The sequence below is a fragment of the Streptomyces gamaensis genome (assembly GCF_042656465.1).
In the GTDB taxonomy this organism is placed as follows: domain Bacteria; phylum Actinomycetota; class Actinomycetes; order Streptomycetales; family Streptomycetaceae; genus Streptomyces; species Streptomyces gamaensis.
The window spans coordinates 289,504-306,594 of record NZ_JBHSPB010000005.1; the positions used below are offsets into that span (position 1 = coordinate 289,504).

General features: G+C 73.4%; 5 protein-coding genes. 3 read left to right on the forward strand and 2 right to left on the reverse strand.

Going from position 1 to position 17,091, the window contains the following annotated elements:
- The first annotated feature begins 35 nt into the window (after window positions 1-35).
- Window positions 36-12,494 (forward strand): amino acid adenylation domain-containing protein, encoded by a 12,459-nt coding sequence (locus ACFP1Z_RS10770; RefSeq protein WP_390315799.1) that lies wholly within the window; start codon window positions 36-38, stop codon window positions 12,492-12,494.
- A 1-nt stretch (window position 12,495) separates the two neighbouring features.
- Window positions 12,496-13,758: an MFS transporter gene (locus ACFP1Z_RS10775; protein WP_390315800.1), complete on the forward strand. Its 1,263-nt coding sequence runs from the start codon at window positions 12,496-12,498 to the stop codon at window positions 13,756-13,758.
- Between the two features lie 164 nt (window positions 13,759-13,922).
- Here the strand turns inward: ACFP1Z_RS10775 and ACFP1Z_RS10780 are convergent, their stop codons facing one another.
- Window positions 13,923-15,449, reverse strand: coding sequence for an MFS transporter (locus ACFP1Z_RS10780; RefSeq protein ID WP_390315802.1), 1,527 nt, complete (start codon window positions 15,447-15,449; stop codon window positions 13,923-13,925).
- A 67-nt stretch (window positions 15,450-15,516) separates the two neighbouring features.
- Window positions 15,517-16,122: a TetR/AcrR family transcriptional regulator gene (locus ACFP1Z_RS10785; protein ID WP_390315803.1), complete on the reverse strand. Its 606-nt coding sequence runs from the start codon at window positions 16,120-16,122 to the stop codon at window positions 15,517-15,519.
- 150 nt (window positions 16,123-16,272) lie between these two features.
- Between ACFP1Z_RS10785 and ACFP1Z_RS10790 the strand changes: the two genes are divergently transcribed.
- Window positions 16,273-17,034, forward strand: coding sequence for a DUF4097 family beta strand repeat-containing protein (locus ACFP1Z_RS10790; protein WP_390315804.1), 762 nt, complete (start codon window positions 16,273-16,275; stop codon window positions 17,032-17,034).
- Window positions 17,035-17,091 lie beyond the last annotated feature (57 nt).

The following is a 17,091-nucleotide window of genomic DNA, read 5'->3' on the forward strand; positions in this document are numbered from 1 at the left end:
CTTTTCTCATCACACCCCACACGGAGAACCACGACGTGAACGCCCCGCACCAGCGGACCGACCGCATATCCGCCCTGCCCGCGCACCTCCAGGAGGTCCTGCGCCGCCGACTGGCGGGCAGCGCCGAGCGGAAGCGGGAGATCCCGGCCGTCCCGCGCGACGGCTCCCCGCTGCCGATGTCCGCCGCGCAGCGCCGGCTGTGGCTGCTGGAGGAGTTCGCTCCGGGCGGCACCGAGTACAACTCCGTGGCCGGGCTGCGGCTTTCCGGCCCGCTGGACGCGGCGGCCCTCACGGGCGCGGTCGCGGACCTGGTGGCCCGGCACGAGTCGCTGCGCACCACCTTCGACGAGACCGACGGGCGCCTGGTGCAGCGGGTGGGCGCGGCCGGGGAGTTCACGGTGCCGCTCGTCGACCTGACCGGGCACGACGACCCGGAGGGCGAGCTGGCGCGCCGCGTGCGCGAGGACCTCAACCGGCCGTTCGACCTGCGCACGGGTCCGCTGCTGCGCGCCGCCCTGGTGCGTACGGGCGAGGACGAGCACGTCCTGGTGCTGTGCGCGCACCACATCGTCACCGACGGCTGGTCCACGGGCGTCCTCTTCGACGAGCTGGGCGCCCTGTACCGGGCACGCACGGCCGGCACCGAGGCGCGGCTCGCCGATGTCGAGGTGCACTACGCGGACTTCGCGGCCTGGCAGTCGGGCCGGATGACGGACGCCTGGCTGGAGGAGCACCTGGCGTACTGGAAGGGCAGGCTGGCGGGGCTGGCCCCGCTGGAGCTGCCCACGGACCGGCCGCGCCCGCCGGTGCGTTCGGGTGCGGGCGCGGTGCACGAGTTCGCACTGGACCAGGACGTGGCGGCCGGGCTGCGGGAGCTGGCCCGCTCGCGGGAGACGACGCTGTACACGGTGCTGGTGGCGGCCTGCCAGGTGCTGCTGTCGCGGTACGCGGGGCAGGAGGACATCGCGGTCGGCACGGTCACCTCGGGCCGCAACCGGCCGGAGCTGGACCGCATGGTCGGCTTCTTCGTCAACACCGTGGTGCTGCGCTCCCGGGTGGCAGGAGCGCAGCCGTTCACGGAGCTGCTGGGGGAGGTCAAGGAGACCGTCCTGGAGGCGTTCGCCAACGACGAGGTGCCCTTCGACCGGCTGGTGGAGGCGCTGCGTCCGGAGCGCGACGCGAGCCGCACCCCGCTGTTCCAGACGATGGTGCTGCTGGAGTCGGGCACGCGGAAGCTGCCCGAGCTGCCGGGAGTGACGGCCGGCGCGTACGCGGCGCCGCGCGCGTCCGCCAACTTCGATCTGACGCTGGAGTTCCAGGACCACGACGGGACGCTGAGCGGCGCGATCGAGTACGCCACCGACCTGTTCGACGCGGCGACCGTCGAGCGGCTGGCGGGGCATCTGCGGGTGCTGCTCGCGGGCATCGTCGCCGCGCCGGGGCAGGCGGTGCGGGAGCTGCCGCTGGTCTCCGGTGAGGAGCACGCGGCGCTGCTGCGGGCCGCCACCGGCGCGGACTTCGACGCGGGCGCGGGCACGATGGTCGAGCTGCTGGAGGCGCAGGCGGCCCGTACCCCGGAGCGTACGGCGCTGGTCTTCGGTGAACAGCAGCTGTCCTACGGCGAGTTGGAGGCGCGGGCGAACCGGGTGGCCCGGGCGCTGGCCGGGCGCGGTGTCGGCCCGGAGGACCTGGTGGCCGTGGCCGCCCGCCCGTCGGCGGACCTGGTGGTGTGCCTGCTGGGTGTGCTGAAGTCGGGTGCGGGCTATGTGCCGGTGGACCCCTCGCACCCGGCCGAGCGCATCGCCTACGTCCTCGAAGACTCCGCGCCACGCCTGGTGCTGGCGGACGCGGACACGTACGCGACGCTGCCCGAGGGCGTCGAGCGCGTCCCGGCGGAGGACGCCGGTACGGGCTCGGGTCTGGGCGCCGGTCTGGACGCCGGCGCGCTGACGGACGGCGAGCGCACGGCGCCGCTGCGGCCCGAGCACCCGGCGTACGTCATCTACACCTCCGGTTCCACGGGCCGCCCCAAGGGCGTGGTCATCGAGCACCGTTCGTTCGTCGACTACGTCGCGTGGGCGGCGACCGCCTACCCGGCGGCGGCCGGGGCGGCCGTCCTGCACTCGCCGGTGACCTTCGACCTGACCGTCACCGCCCTGTACACGCCGCTGGTCTCCGGCGGCCGGGTGCTCGTCACCGGCCTGGAGGAGGACGCCACGGCGGTCGGCGCGGACGCCGGGCAGTGCACGCTGCTGAAGGTCACCCCCTCGCACCTGGCGCTGCTGGCGACCACTCCCGAGCAGTTGCAGCCCACCGGTGAACTCGTCATCGGCGGCGAGCAGCTGCTGGGCGAGGTCCTCGACCAGTGGCGGCGGCTGCACCCCGGCACGACCGTGATCAACGAGTACGGGCCGACCGAGGCGACCGTGGGCTGCATGGAGTTCCGGGTGGAGCCCGGAGACCCTGAAAACACAGTGGCGGCGGGCGCGGTGCCGATCGGGCACGCGCGCCCCAACACCCGCGTGTACGTCCTGGACGCGATGCTGCGGCCGGTGCCCCAGGGCGTGGCGGGCGAGCTGTACATCGCCGGTGACGGTCTCGCGCGCGGCTACGTGGGCCGTGCCGGCCTGACGGCGGAGCGGTTCGTCGCCGACCCGTACGGCCCGGCCGGCTCGCGCATGTACCGCACCGGTGACCTCGCGCGGCAACTCCCCGACGGGGAGCTGGAGTTCCTGGGCCGTACCGACGACCAGGTCAAGATCCGCGGCTACCGCATCGAGCTCGGCGAGATCGAGTCCGCGCTGCTCGCGCACCCCCGCGTCGAGCGCGCGGCCGTCGCCGTCCACGAGGACGCCGCCGGCCACAAGCGCCTGACCGGATACGCCGTACCGGCCGCCGGTGCCGTGCTGGACGTCCAGGATGTGCGCGAGCACCTGGCCGGGGCGCTGCCCGAGTACATGGTGCCCGCCACCGTCATGCTGCTCGACGCGCTGCCGCTGACGCCCAACGGCAAGCTCGACACCCGTGCCCTGCCCGCGCCCGAGCGCGGCACGCACGACGACACGCGGTACGTGGCGCCGCGCACCGCCGCCGAGGAGACCCTCGCCGCGATCTGGGCCGAGCTGCTGGGCGTGGAGAAGGTCGGCGTCGACGACAACTTCTTCGACCTGGGCGGCGATTCGATCCTGTCCATCCAGACCGTCACCCGGGCCCGCCGGGCCGGGCTGCGCCTGACGTCCAAGGACGTCTTCCTGCACCAGACCGTCGCCCGCCTCGCGCAGCACGTCACCACCGAGCAGGCGCCCGCCGCAGCGGCCGCGCCGCGCGTCGCCGGGCCCGCGCCGCTCACCCCCGTCCAGCAGTGGTTCTTCGACACCTACCCGGCCGGTCCCGACGCGGTGACCATGTCGGTGTTCGTCGAGCTCGCCCCCGACACCGACGTCGCCGCCCTGCGCGCGGCCGTCGTGGCGCTCGTGGAGCACCACGAGGGCCTGCGCACCCGCTTCCGCCGTGACGGCGGCACCTGGGTGCAGGAGCCCGCCCCCGCCGGGGAGTCCACCGACAACGTCTTCCACCACCGGCTGCTGGACGGCGTCGCCGGGGACGAGCGGTGGACGGCCGTCGAGGAGACCGCCACGGCGGTACGGGCCGGGCTGCGCGTGGACGGCGGCCCGCTGTTCGCGGCCGTCCTCTTCGACGAGGGCAGCGGGCAGGGCGCCAAGCGGCTGTTCCTGACCGCCCACCACCTGGTCGTGGACGGCGTCTCCTGGCGCGTCCTGCTGGAGGACCTGGAGCGCGGCTACACCCAGGCCCGCGCGGGCGAGCGCGTCGACCTCGGCCCGGCCTCGACCTCCTTCGCGCAGTGGGCGCACCTGCTGGGCGAGCACGTCCGCTCCGGCCGTCTCGACGGCGAACTCGCCCACTGGCAGGCGCAGTCCCGGCGGGAGCACACGCCGCTGCCCGTCGACCGCGACGGCGCCAACACCGCCGGCTCGGTGCGCAGCGTGACGGCGGCGCTCGACGCGCGGACCACGGAGGCGCTGCTGCGCCGGGTCCCGCCGGTCTACCGCACGCGCGTGGGCGATCTGCTGCTGAGCGCGGCCGCCACCGTGCTCGCCCGCTGGAGCGGCGGCGAGCGCGTGCACGTGGCCATGGAGGGCCACGGCCGCGAGGAGGTCGTCGACGGCGCCGACCTCTCCCGTACCGTCGGCTGGTTCACCACCCTCTACCCCGTCTCCGTCGACGTCGACCCGAAGGCCGGCTGGGACGCGGTGATCAAGTCGGTCAAGGAGCAGCTGCACGCCGTGCCCGGCAACGGCTTCGGCTACGACGCGCTGCGCCGTCTCGGCGAGCAGGACGCGCCCGCCCGCGCCCTGCTCAAGGACGCCGCCCCGCAGGTCTCCTTCAACTACCACGGCCGCTTCGACGCCGCCTCCGCCGAGGACGGTCTGGTCCGCCGCCGCCTGGACGGCCTCGCCGACACCCTCGCCGAGGACGAGCCGCGCCCGTACCTGCTGGACGTGGTCGGCGTGGTCGAGGACGGCAGCCTCGCCTTCACCTGGTTCTACTCCGCGAACGTCCACGACGAGGCCACCGTCGGGCGTCTCGCGGGCGAACTCCTGGCCGCCCTGCGGGAGATCGTCGAGCACTGCCTGCTGCCCGGCGCGGGCGGCGTGACCCCCTCGGACTTCCCGCTCGCCCGACTGACCCAGGACGAGCTGGACCGTATCGCCGGTGACGGCCGGGACGTCGAGGACATCCTGCCGCTGACGCCCATGCAGCACGGCATGCTCTTCCACCGGCTGATGGACCCCACGGCGGACTCCTACTTCAACCAGCTGTCCATGCTGCTGGAGGGCGTCACCGACCCGGCAGCGCTCGCCGCCGCCTGGCAGCGCGTCGTCGACCGCACGCCCGCGCTGCGCACCGCCGTGGTGTGGGAGGGCCTGGCCGAGCCGGTGCAGATCGTCCGCCGCGAAGTGGAGCTGCCCGTCGAGCAGTACGACTGGCGCGACCGCACCCCCCAGGAGCAGCAGACGGCGCTGAGCGAACTGCTGGCCGCCGACCGGGCCCGCGGCCTGGACCTGGAGACCGCCCCGCTCATGCGGATCGCGGTCGTCAGGCTCAGTGAGGACACCGTGCGCCTGGTGTGGACCTCCAGCCACCTGATGCTGGACGGCTGGAGCACCGCCGCCGTCTTCTCCGAGGCGGGCCACGAGTACGCGGCCGCCGTCGGCGGACAGCCCCACCTCCCCGAGCGGGCCCGCCCGTTCGGCGACTACGTGGCCTGGCTCGCCGGGCAGGACCCGGCCGCCGCAGAGGCCCACTGGCGGTCCGTGCTCGCCGGTTTCGACGCGCCCACCCCGCTGCCCTACGACCGGCAGCCGGTGGAGGCCCACCGCGCCCAGTCCTCGAAGCCGCTGCGGTTCGCGCTCGACGCCGGGCTCACCACGCGCCTCGCCGAGTTCGCCAAGCAGCACCGCGTCACCCTCAACACCCTGGTGCAGGGCGCCTGGGCGCTGATGCTCTCGCGCTGCAGCGGGCAGCGGGACGTGGTCTTCGGCGCGACGGTCTCCGGCCGCCCGGCGGAGCTGCCCGGGGTGGAGTCCATGGTCGGCCTGTTCATCAACACCGTGCCCGTACGGGCGAAGGTCCAGCCGACGACACCGCTGGCCGTATGGCTGCAGCAGCTCCAGCAGGAGCAACTGGAGGCCCGGCCCCACGAGTTCACGGGACTGGGCACGATCCAGTCCTGGAGCGGCCTCCCGGCGGGCACCGCCCTGTTCGACTCGCTGGTGGTCTTCGAGAACTATCCGCTCCAGGACGGCGGCGCCGCCGCGCACGGCCTGCGCATCGGCGGCGTCGACGCCCTGGACACCAACACCTTCCCGCTGTGCCTGAGCGCCCACCGCGACGACCGGCTGCGCTTCGAGCTGTCCTACGACCCGGCCCTGTTCGACGCGCAGACCATCGAGCGGATGGCCGGACACCTGCGGGTGCTGCTGAGCGAGGCCGCCACTGATGCGAGCCGCCCGCTGGCCCGTCTGCCGTGGCTGACCGAGCGCGAACACACGCAGGTGCTGCACGAGTGGAACGACACCGCCCTGGAACGCCCGGCCGGCCGTCCCGTGCACGAGCTGTTCGCCGAGCAGGCCGCCCGTACGCCCGACGCGGTCGCCGTCCGCCACGGGCGGCAGACCCTCACCTTCCGTGAACTGGACGAGCGCGCCAACCAGTTGGCGCACCACCTGATCGCGCTCGGCGTGCGTCCCGGCACCCTCGTCGGCCTCAACGTCGACCGGGGCCCGGAGATGGCCGTCGGCCTCCTCGGCGTGCTCAAGGCGGGCGGCGCGTACGTACCGCTGGACCCGGAGTACCCGGCCGACCGCCTCGCCTACATGGTCGAGGACTCGGGCGTGCCCGTCCTGCTGACCCAGTCCCGGCACGCGGACACCTGGCGGACCCGCGCGGCCACCGTGTGCCTGGACACCGACGCGGCACGGATCGCCGAACACCCGGTGACCGCCCCCGAGTCGGGGGTGAGCGCCCAGGACCTGGCGTACGTCATCTACACCTCCGGCTCCACCGGCCGCCCCAAGGGCGTCATGGTCGAGCACGGCCACCTGTGCTACATCCTGGCGTCCTGGGAGGAGCGCTACCGCCTGTCGCGGCTGCGGCTGAACTTCGTGTCCGTCACGAGCCTGTCGGTCGACCTGTTCTTCGCGGACATGCTGCGCTCGCTGCCCTTCGGCGGCTCGCTCACGATCTGCCCGCAGGACCTGGTCACCGACCCGCCCCGGCTGCTGGAGCTGATCGAGGACAGCGGCGGCGACGCGATCGAGCTCGTGCCCACGCTCGCGGGCGCCCTGGTCTCCGAGGTCGCGCTGCGCGGCACCCGCCTGCCGCGCCTGAAGCTGCTGTCGGTGGGCTCCGAGGGCTGGCGCTCGGACGACTGCCTGCGGCTGCTGGACCACCTCCACCCGGACACCCTCGTCGTCAACGCCTACGGCGCCACCGAGGTGACCATCGACTCCACCGTGCTCGCGCCCACGCCCGAGGTGCTCGGCGACGGCGCGTTCGTACCCGTCGGCCGGCCGCTGGCCAACACCCGGGTGTACGTGCTGGACGACGACCTCAACCCGGTTCCGGCCGGTATCGGCGGCGAGCTGTACATCGGCGGCGACGGCGTCAGCCGCGGCTACTGGGGGCGCCCCGACCTGACCGCGCAGCGTTTCGTCGCCGACCCGTTCACGCCCGGCAAGCGCCTGTACCGCACCGGCGACCGGGTGCGTTTCCGCCCCGACGGCGTCCTGGAGTTCCTCGGCCGCGCCGACGACCAGGTCAAGATCCGCGGTTTCCGCGTGGAGCTCGGCGAGGTCGAGGCCGCGCTCGCGGCGCTGCCCGCCGTGCGCGAGGCGGCCGTGACCGTGCGCCGCGACGGCGGCCGCACCCTGCTCGTCGGCCACGTCGTGCCCGCCGACGGCACGGGCGGGACGAGCGGCGGCGAGCTGCGCACCGCGCTGCTGGCGGACCTGCCGGACTACATGGTCCCGGCCCGCTTCGTGACCCTGGACGCCCTGCCGTACACCCCCAGCGGCAAGGTCGACCGCAAGGCGCTGCCCGCCCCCGAGGGCGAGTGGGACCTGGCCACCGAGTACGTCGCGCCCCGCACCCCCGTGGAGGAGGAGGTCGCGGCGATCTGGGCGGCGACCCTGGGCGTGGAGCGCGTGGGCGTCCACGACAACTTCTTCGAGCTGGGCGGCGATTCGATCCTGTCGATCCAGATCACCTCCCGGATGCGGTCCGCCTTCGGCGTGGCCCTCTCGCCCCGGGCGATGTTCACCACCCCGACCGTGGCCGGACTGGCCGCCGCCGTCCCCGAGGGCGCGGCCCCCGACGCCGGCGACGTCATCCCGGCCGTCCCCCGCGACGGCGCGCTGCCGCTGTCGTTCGCGCAGCAGCGGCTGTGGTTCATGGACGAGTACGAGCCGGGCGGCACCGAGTACCTCTCCCCCACCGGGCTGCGCCTGCGCGGCCCCCTCGACGCGGACGCGCTGCGGGCCGCGCTGGGCGACCTGGTGGAGCGGCACGAGTCGCTGCGCACCACCTTCGACACCGTCGACGGGCGGGGCGTGCAGATCGTCCACCCGGCCGGCGGGAGCGGGGTCGCGCTGCCGCTGGACGACCTGAGCGCGCTCGGCGAGCGGGAGCGGGCCGCGCGCCTCGACGAGCTGCTGCGCGCGGAGACCGCGACCCCCTTCGACCTGCGGCGCGGACCGCTGCTGCGGGCCCGACTGGTCCGACTGGACGCGGACGACCATGTGCTGTCGCTGTGCCTGCACCACATCGTCACCGACGGCTGGTCCTCCTCGGTGATCGCCCACGACCTGGAGGCGATGTACCGGGCCCGGCTGGCCGGCACCCGGGCCGACCTGCCGGAACTGGCCGTGCAGTACGCGGACTTCGCCGTCTGGCAGCGCGAGCACCTGTCGGGCGAGCGGGCGGAGGAGCAGATCGCGTACTGGCGGGAGCGGCTGGCCGGGGTGCCGCCGCTGGAGCTGCCGACCGACCGGCGCCGCCCGGCGGTGGCCACGAAGAACGGCGCGATCGTCGACTTCCGTATCCCCGAGGACGTCACCGCGCGGCTGAAGGAACTGGCCAAGGACCACGACGCCACCCTGTTCATGGCGCTGATCGCGGCCTGCCAGCTGCTGTTCGCCCGCTACAGCGACCAGGACGACATCGCCGTCGGCACGGTCACCTCGGGCCGGGACCGCGCCGAACTGGAGCCGCTGGTCGGCTTCTTCGTCAACACCCTCGTGGTGCGCTCGACGGTCGACGAGCGGGAGAGCTTCGCCTCCTTCCTCGGCCGGGTGCGCGAGAGCGTCGTGGACGCCTTCGCCCACCAGGACGTGCCCTTCGAGCGCCTGGTGGAGGCCCTGGCCCCCGAGCGGGACCCGAGCCGCTCGCCGCTGTTCCAGGCCATGGTGGTGCTGCAGAACACGCCCACCGCACCCACCGCGCTCCAGGGCCTGCGCATCGAGGAGTTCGCGCTGCCCGCGACGAGCGCGAACTTCGACGTCACGGTGCAGTTCGAGGAGGTCGACGGCGGCCTCGCGGCCGGGCTGCAGTACAACACCGACCTGTTCGACGCCGCGACCGCCCGCCGCATGACCGCCCATCTGCGGGCCCTGCTGGCCTCCCTGGCCGCCGCGCCCGAGGCGCCGATGTCCGGACGCGACTGGCTGCCCGCCGAGGAGCGGCAGCGGATGCTCGACGGCTGGAACACCACCGCGCGCCCCCTGCCCGCGTGCCTGCGGGCCGAGGAGCGCTTCGCCGAGTGGGTGCGCCGCACCCCCGACGCGCCGGCCGTCGTCGACGGCGAGCACGTCCTTTCGTACGCGGAACTCGACGCGCGCGCCAACCAGTTGGCCCACCACCTCATCGAGCACGGGGTCGGCCCGGACGTGCTGGTGGGGGTGTGCGCGCGGCGCAGCCCCGAGATCGTCGTCGCCGCGCTCGCGGCCCTCAAGGCGGGCGGCGCGTACGTCCCGCTGGACCCGGACTACCCGGCCGAGCGCCTCGCGCAGATGTTCGCCGGGACGCGGGCGCCGGTGCTGCTGACCCAGCGGGAGCTGGTGGACCGCCTCCCGGCGACCGACGCCGCGATCGTGTGCCTGGACACCGACTGGCCCGAGATCGCCCACAAGCCCCGGACGGCGCCGGAGCACACCGGTGACGCGGACGCGCTCGCCTACGTCGTCCACACCTCCGGCTCCACCGGCCGCCCCAAGGGCGTGATGATCCAGCACCGTTCGCTGTGCAACCTCGTCGACGACTTCGTCGCGAAGTTCCGCATGGGGCCCGGCGACCGGCTGCTGCAGCACCTGTCGTTCAGCTTCGACGGCGGAGTCTCGGACATCTTCTGCACCCTGCTCTCCGGCGCCACGATGTGCCTGAGCCAGTCCCCGGCCGGCGGCGACATGGCCGAGGAACTCCGCGGCCAGGGCGCCACCGTGCTGATGACGCCGCCCGCGCTGCTGTCCGCCCTGGACCCGGCGGCCCTGCCGCGGCTGCGGGCCGTCGGCGCGGCGGGCGACGCCTGCCCGGTGGAGCTCGCCGAGTCCTGGGCCGCGCGCGGCGACTTCTTCAACATCTACGGGCCCAGCGAGACCACGCTCGTCGCCACCCTCCACCAGGGCGCCGACCTGCGCGGCTGCGAGTCCCTGCCGATCGGCTCCCCGATGGCCAACGTCCGCCTGTACGTCCTGGACCGCATGCTGCGGCCGGTGCCGCCGGGCCGGCCCGGCGAGCTGTACATCGCGGGCACCGGCCTGGGCCGCGGCTATCTGAACCGGCCGGACCTGACCGCCGAGCGCTTCGTGGCCTCGCCGTTCGGGGAGCCGGGCGAGCGCATGTACCGTACGGGCGACACGGTGCGCTGGCGGCAGCACGCCGACGGCGACGGGGTGCTGGAGTTCGTCGGCCGCGACGACAACCAGGTCAAGGTGCGCGGCTTCCGCATCGAACTCGCCGAGGTCGAGGCCGCGTTGCTCACGCACCCGCGCGTCGCCGAGGCCGCGGTGACCGCCACCGCCAACGCGGCCGGTCACAAGCGGCTGGCCGCCTACGCCGTACCGGTCGCGGGCCAGGAGGCACCGGACGCGGCCGAACTGCGCTCCTTCCTCGGGCAGGCGCTGCCCGGCTACATGGTGCCGTCCGCGTTCGTGATGATGGACGAGCTGCCGCTGAGCCCCAACGGCAAGGTCGACCGCAGAGCCCTGCCCGAGCCGGACCCGGCGGACGGCGGCGAACGCGACCACGTCGCCCCGGTCACGCCCGTGCAGCAGGCGCTCGCCGCCGTGTGGGCGGACGTGCTCGGCGTCGAACGCGTCGGCATCACCGACGGCTTCTTCGACATCGGCGGTGACTCCATCCTCTCCATCCAGGCGGTCTCCCGGGCCCGCGAGGCAGGGGTGCGGATGACGGCCAAGGACCTGTTCCTGCACCAGACCATCGCCGAACTCGCGGAGGTCGCGGTACTGGAGGAGGCCGGCAGCGACGGAGGGGGCGAGGAGGCCCCGGCCGTGGGCGAGGTGCCGCTGACGCCCTCGCAGCGCTGGTTCTTCGCCACCCGCACGCAGCCGCACCACTTCAACCAGTCCACGCTGCTGGAGCTCGTCGACGGCGTCGACGAGGACGCGCTCGCCCGGGCGCTCGTCGCCCTGCCCGCCCACCACGACATGCTGCGCACCCGCTTCACGCGCGGCGAGGACGGCTGGCGGCAGGAGATCGCCGCACCGGAGCCGGTCACGGCGGACGAGCTGCTGACCCGCCACGACCTGTCCGGGCTCGCGCCCGAGCAGCACATGGCGGAGATCGAACGCGTGGCGGTCGAGGTGCAGACGAGCTTCGACCTGGCGAGCGGGCCGCTGCTCAAGGCCGTGCTGTTCACCGCTCCGGGCCTGCGCCGCAAGCTGTTCGTGACCGTGCACCACCTGGTCGTCGACGCCGTCTCCTGGCGCATCCTCGTCGACGACCTGGAGCGCGGCTACCGGCAGGCGACCGCCGGCGAACCCGTCGCACTCGGCGCCCGCACCACCTCCTTCCAGGAGTGGTCGGAGCTGCTGAGCGCGCACACCGCCGACGGCGGCCTGGACCACGAGGCCGCCCACTGGGCGGAGGTCCTGCGCGGCGCCGAACCGCTGCCCACCGACCGGCCCGGCCCCAACTCCGCCGACACCACGGCCATCGCCACCACCTCCCTCGGGGAGGCGGAGACCGCCGCGCTGCTGCGCTCGGCCCCCACCCTCTTCCGCACCCGCATCGGCGACGTCCTGCTGGGCGCGCTGGGGCACACGCTGTCGGCGTGGACGGGACGCGAGCGGGTCGTGGTGGACGTCGAGAGCCACGGCCGCGAGGAGATCTTCGACGGCGTCGACCTGTCCCGCACGGTGGGCTGGTTCACCTCCGTCCACCCCGTCGCCCTCGACGTGCCGGCCGGGCCGGCCGGAGCGACCGACGGCGGCGGCACGGACTGGCCGAAGCTGATGAAGTCGGTACGCCGGGGCCTGCGCGCGGTGCAGGACAACGGCCTGGGCTACGGGGCACTGCGCCACCTGAGCCCCGCGGACTCGCCCGGCGCGGTCCTGGCGGAACTGCCGGAACCTGAGGTGGTCTTCAACTACCTGGGCCAGTACGACAGTTCACAGACCGGTACGGACGGGGACGCCCCCAAGGGCGCGATCCACACCCAGCACGGGGCCATCGGCGAGGACCAGAGCCCCGCCGAGCAGTCCACGCATCTGCTGGAGGTCGTCGGCAGCGCCGTCGACGGCAGGCTCGGCTTCTCCTGGTACTACTCCACGAACGTCTTCGACCCGGACACCGTCGCGGGGCTCGCCGAGTCCTTCGGACAGGCGCTGAGCGACATCGCGCGGCACTGCGAGACGGTGACGGCACAGGCGGCGGCCCGGAAGCGTGGCGTGCGCTGACATGACCGCCAACCAGACACAACTGCCGCCCACGGAACCCGCAGTGGTCCCGGCGGAAAAGCCCCTGTGGCGCAACCGGAACTACAACATCCTCTGGATCGCGCGCACCCTCTCCGACGCCGGCTTCAACGCCTCCACCATGGCGTTCCCGCTGCTGGTGCTCGCCGTGACGGGCTCGCCCGCCACGGCGGGCCTGGTCTCCGGCGCCAGCGCGGCCGCCCAGCTGCTGGCGGGCCTGCCCGCCGGCACGCTCGTCGACCGCTGGAGCCGCAAGGCGATCATGCTGGGCTGCGAGGCGGCCCGCGCGCTCGCCCTGATCGTGCTGATCGGCGCGGTGTGGACGAAGACCGTGACGGTCTGGCACATGGTGGCCGTCGCGGCCGTACTCGGCGTGTGCAACGCCCTGTTCGACCCGGCCGAGGAGGCGTCGCTGCCGCACGTCGTCCCCGAGTCGCAGCTCGCGACCGCCGTGTCGATGAACGGCGCCCGCGGCGCGATCGGCCACCTCGCGGGCACCTCGGTCAGCGGCGCGCTCTTCGGCGTCAAACGGGTCCTGCCGTTCCTGGCCGACCTCATGACCCACCTGATCTCCTTCTTCCTCCTGCTGTTCGTCCGCCTCCCCAAGCCGGAACGGGCGACGGCCGAGGACGCCCCGCCCGCGAACTTCCGGCGGGAGATGCTGGAGGGCCTGAAGTGGGTGTGGGGCCACCGGCTGATCCGCGTGACGGCGGTCTGCGCGATCGCCCTGAACTTCCTGTTCCAGGTGCTGTACCTGGTCATCGTCGTGGTGGCCAAGAGCAACGGCGTACCGTCCGCGCAGATCGGCCTGATGGCCGCCATGTTCGGCGTGGGCGGCCTGCTCGGCGCGATCGTCGCCCCGAAGCTGTACCACCGCCTGGGCCCGCGCACCTCGGTCCTGCTGGTCTTCTGGGCCATGGCCGCCCTGACCCCGGTCACCCTCACCACGGACAACGGCCTGATCATGGGCCTCGTCCTGGCCGGCATCGCCTTCCTGGCCCCCACCGCCAACACCGCCATCAGCACCTACCAGTTGCTCACCACCCCCGACGAACTCCGCGGCCGCCTCGGCGGCGTCATCGGCCTGTGCGCCGGAGTCTCCTCGGCACTGGGCCCGGCCGTGGGCGGCATCCTGATGGAACTCACGGGGGAGACCCCGGCGATCTGGGTGTGCACGGTGGGGGTGGCGATCCTGGCGGCGACGGTCACGATCAGCCCTACGCTGAGGGGTTTCCGCGAGGAGTAACCGAGAACCGACGGACTGAACACCGGGCCGGCCCGGGCATCGCGGAGTGCTCCGCGATGCCCGGGCCGGCCGGGTTCAGGATGCGCGACATGCGCTGCACGTCGTGCTCCCCGTCGCCCCCGAGCCTCGACGACTGCTCGTACGGGCAGGCAGAAGGACCACGGCTATGCCCGCCCGTTCTGCGCGGACAACTCCCCGGCTCCCGTCCGCGCGGCACCGCCCGTCACCTGCCCGCCGCTGTGGGGGCGGGCGTTCACCAGGACCGTGGCGGCCAGTGCGGCCAGGGCCAGGATGCCCACCGCCCACCACATCGCGGTCGTGTAGCCGTGCACGGCCGCCCGCTTCGCCAGCAGGATCCGGTCGACGGGGCGGCCGACGCCGCCGGCGTGCGCGATGCCCCAACTCGTCGTCGCACTCGCGGCGACCGTGTTCAGCAGGGCCGTGCCGATGGAACCGCCGACCTGCTGCGAGGTACTGACCATCGCGGAGGCCACCCCCGCGTCCTCGGGCCGCACACTGTGCGTGGCCAGGCTCATCGCGGGCATGAACGCGGTGCCCATGCCCAGGCCCAGCAGGACCTGGGCGGGCAGCACCACCGTCGGGTACGGGCTGTCCACCGTGATCCGCGTCAGCAGCAGCACGCCCAGCCCCGAGACCACGAAGCCCGGGCCCATCAGCAGCCGCGGCGGCACACGCGTCATCAGACGCGGGGCGATCTGCGTCGAGCCGGTGACCATGCCCGCGATCATCGGCAGGAACGCGAAGCCGGTGGCCATGGGCGTAAAGCCCTTGATGACCTGCAAGTAGTAGGTGAGGAAGAGGAACAGTCCGAACATGCCGATGACGGCCAGGCCGAGGGAGAGATACACCCCGCCGCGATTGCGTTCGGTGACCACGCGCAGGGGCAGGAGCGGTACCTGCGCCCGGCTCTCGACGGCCGCGAACGCCGCGAGCAGCACGACCGCCGCGCCGAACAGGACGAGCGTGCCGGGCGCGCTCCAGCCGTCGGTCTCGGCGCGCGTGAACCCGTAGACCAGGCACAGCAGTCCGGCGGTGGCCAGGACGACGCCCGGGACGTCCAGCCGGGCGCCGTTGCGCGCCGACCGCGGTTCGCGGACGACCGTCACCGCGCCGGCCACGGCGGCCGCGGCGAAGGGGATGTTGACGTACAGCGCCCAGCGCCAGCTCAGGTACTCGGTGAACACGCCGCCGAGGATCAGGCCCACGGCCCCGCCGCCGCCGGAGATCGCGCCGTAGATGCCGAACGCCTTGGCGCGTTCACCGGCTTCGGTGAAGGTCACGGCCAGCAGGGAGAGCGCGGCGGGTGCCAGCAGCGCCCCGAAGACGCCCTGCGCGGCGCGGGCCCCCAGCAGCATCCCGGAATTGACGGACGCGCCCGCGACGGCGGAGGCGGCGGCGAAGCCGATCAGCCCCGTGACGAACGCGCGCCGTCTGCCCGCGAGGTCGGCGATACGGCCGCCGAACAGCAGCAGGCTGCCGAAGGCGAGGGTGTAGGCGGTGATGACCCACTGGCGGTTGCCGTCGGAGATACCGAGGTCCCGCTGGGCGGAGGGCAGGGCGATGTTCACGATGGTCGTGTCGAGGACGACCATCAGCTGGGCGAGACCGATGAATATGAGGGCCTTCCAGCGGTGGGGGTCGGGGACGGTGGTGGTGGCAGGAGGAGTCAAGGCGCTTCGGATCCTTCGGAGTTGAGGACGACGAATGCGGGGTGGGAGGGGGCGGGTCCGGTTCGGGTCAGCCCGTCTCCGCCGGTGCGGCCAGCGTCCCGCTCAGGACCGACACCGCCGCTTCCAGCGTTTCGCGGCCCGCCTCGCCGCCGCCCGCCGTGCGGATCAGGACGCCCTCGCGGGCCGCGAGCAGGAACGCCGACAGTCTGCGGGCGGAGACGGTCTCGGCCGGCAGGCCGGGGACGCGTTCCAGGAGTTCCGCCAGGGCCTCGCCCACCGCGCGGTCGTGCTCGTGCAGCCGGGCGGCGAGCTGCGGGCTGCGCGCCGCCCGCAGCCGGAACTCCAGGAACAGCAGCACCCAGCCCTGCTCGGACGGGTCGACCTCCAGGAACGTACGGGCGATGCGCTCGCCCAGCCCCGGGGAGGGGTCGGCCAGCAGCTCCGCCAACTGGTCGAGCCGGTGGGCCGAGTGCTGGTCGAACAATGCCAGCAACAGGTCCTGCTTGCTCGCGAAGTTGGAGTAGAACGCGCCGCGCGTGTAGCCCGCGGCCGCGCAGATGTCCTCGATGGTCGGCTCCGCGTAGCCGCGCTCCACGAAGATGCGCTCGGCGGCGTCCAGCAGACGGGCACGGGTGTGCACCCGGCGCCGTGGGGTCCGGGAAGTGCTGCTCATCCCCGCACGATACACAGTGTATTGAGTGCGTGGTGTACTGAGTTGGGGGCAGGGCGCCGCGCTGGCTGTGGGTACGGGCAACGTTCCCGGGGCCCGGGAGCGTCCTGTTGCCTGAGGTAGCGTGACGGAAGATCACATAGGGGGAGCATCATGAATATTCGCGCACGGCTGATACCGGTATGTGCCCTGGCGCTTGCCGCGCCCTTCGCCCTGGGCGCGTGCAGCGCCGTCACCGGCGGCGGCGAGATCACCCACGAGAAGCGGGACTTCTCCTACACCGGGCGGAAACTGTCCATCAGAGCCGCCAATTCCGAGGTGAAGCTGGAGACCGGGGACTCCGGGAAGGTCCACGTCGAACGGAAGATGGAAGGCAAGGCCGGGGACGGGGGGAACTCCGAGTGGGGCCTGGACGGCTCCACCCTGACCCTCACCACCGACTGCAAGGGCATCTCGATCTCGTGCAGCGGCAGTTACTCGGTGACGGTGCCCAAGGGGGTGGCGGTCGAGCTCACGAGTACGGCGGGGGCGGTCACCGCTCAGGGCTTCACGCAGCCGCTGTCGCTGGACGTCAAGAATGCGTCTGTCACGGCGCGGGATGTTTCCGGGAAGCTCGGGATGACGGTGCGTGGTGGTAATGCCGTTGCCGAAGGGGTCCGCTCGGAGGAGGTCTCGGCCTCCTCGTCCAACGGGCGGGTGAAGGTCGCGTTCACGGCGGTGCCGAAGAAGGTTGTGGTTTCGGCCGGGAACGGGAATGCGAACGTCACGTTGCCGCAGGGGGACGAGGAGTACCGGGTGGTGACGAAGGCGGTGAACGGGCAGGCGAAGTCCACGGTGCCGGACACCCGGGGGAGTTCGCGGAGTGTCGAGGTGACCTCGCAGAACGGGAGTGTCCGGGTGGACAGGGCGCAGTAGGGCCCGGGGCTGCCCGGCCCGCATCGGGCCTGGCAGAGGCACCCACCGGCGGCCTCC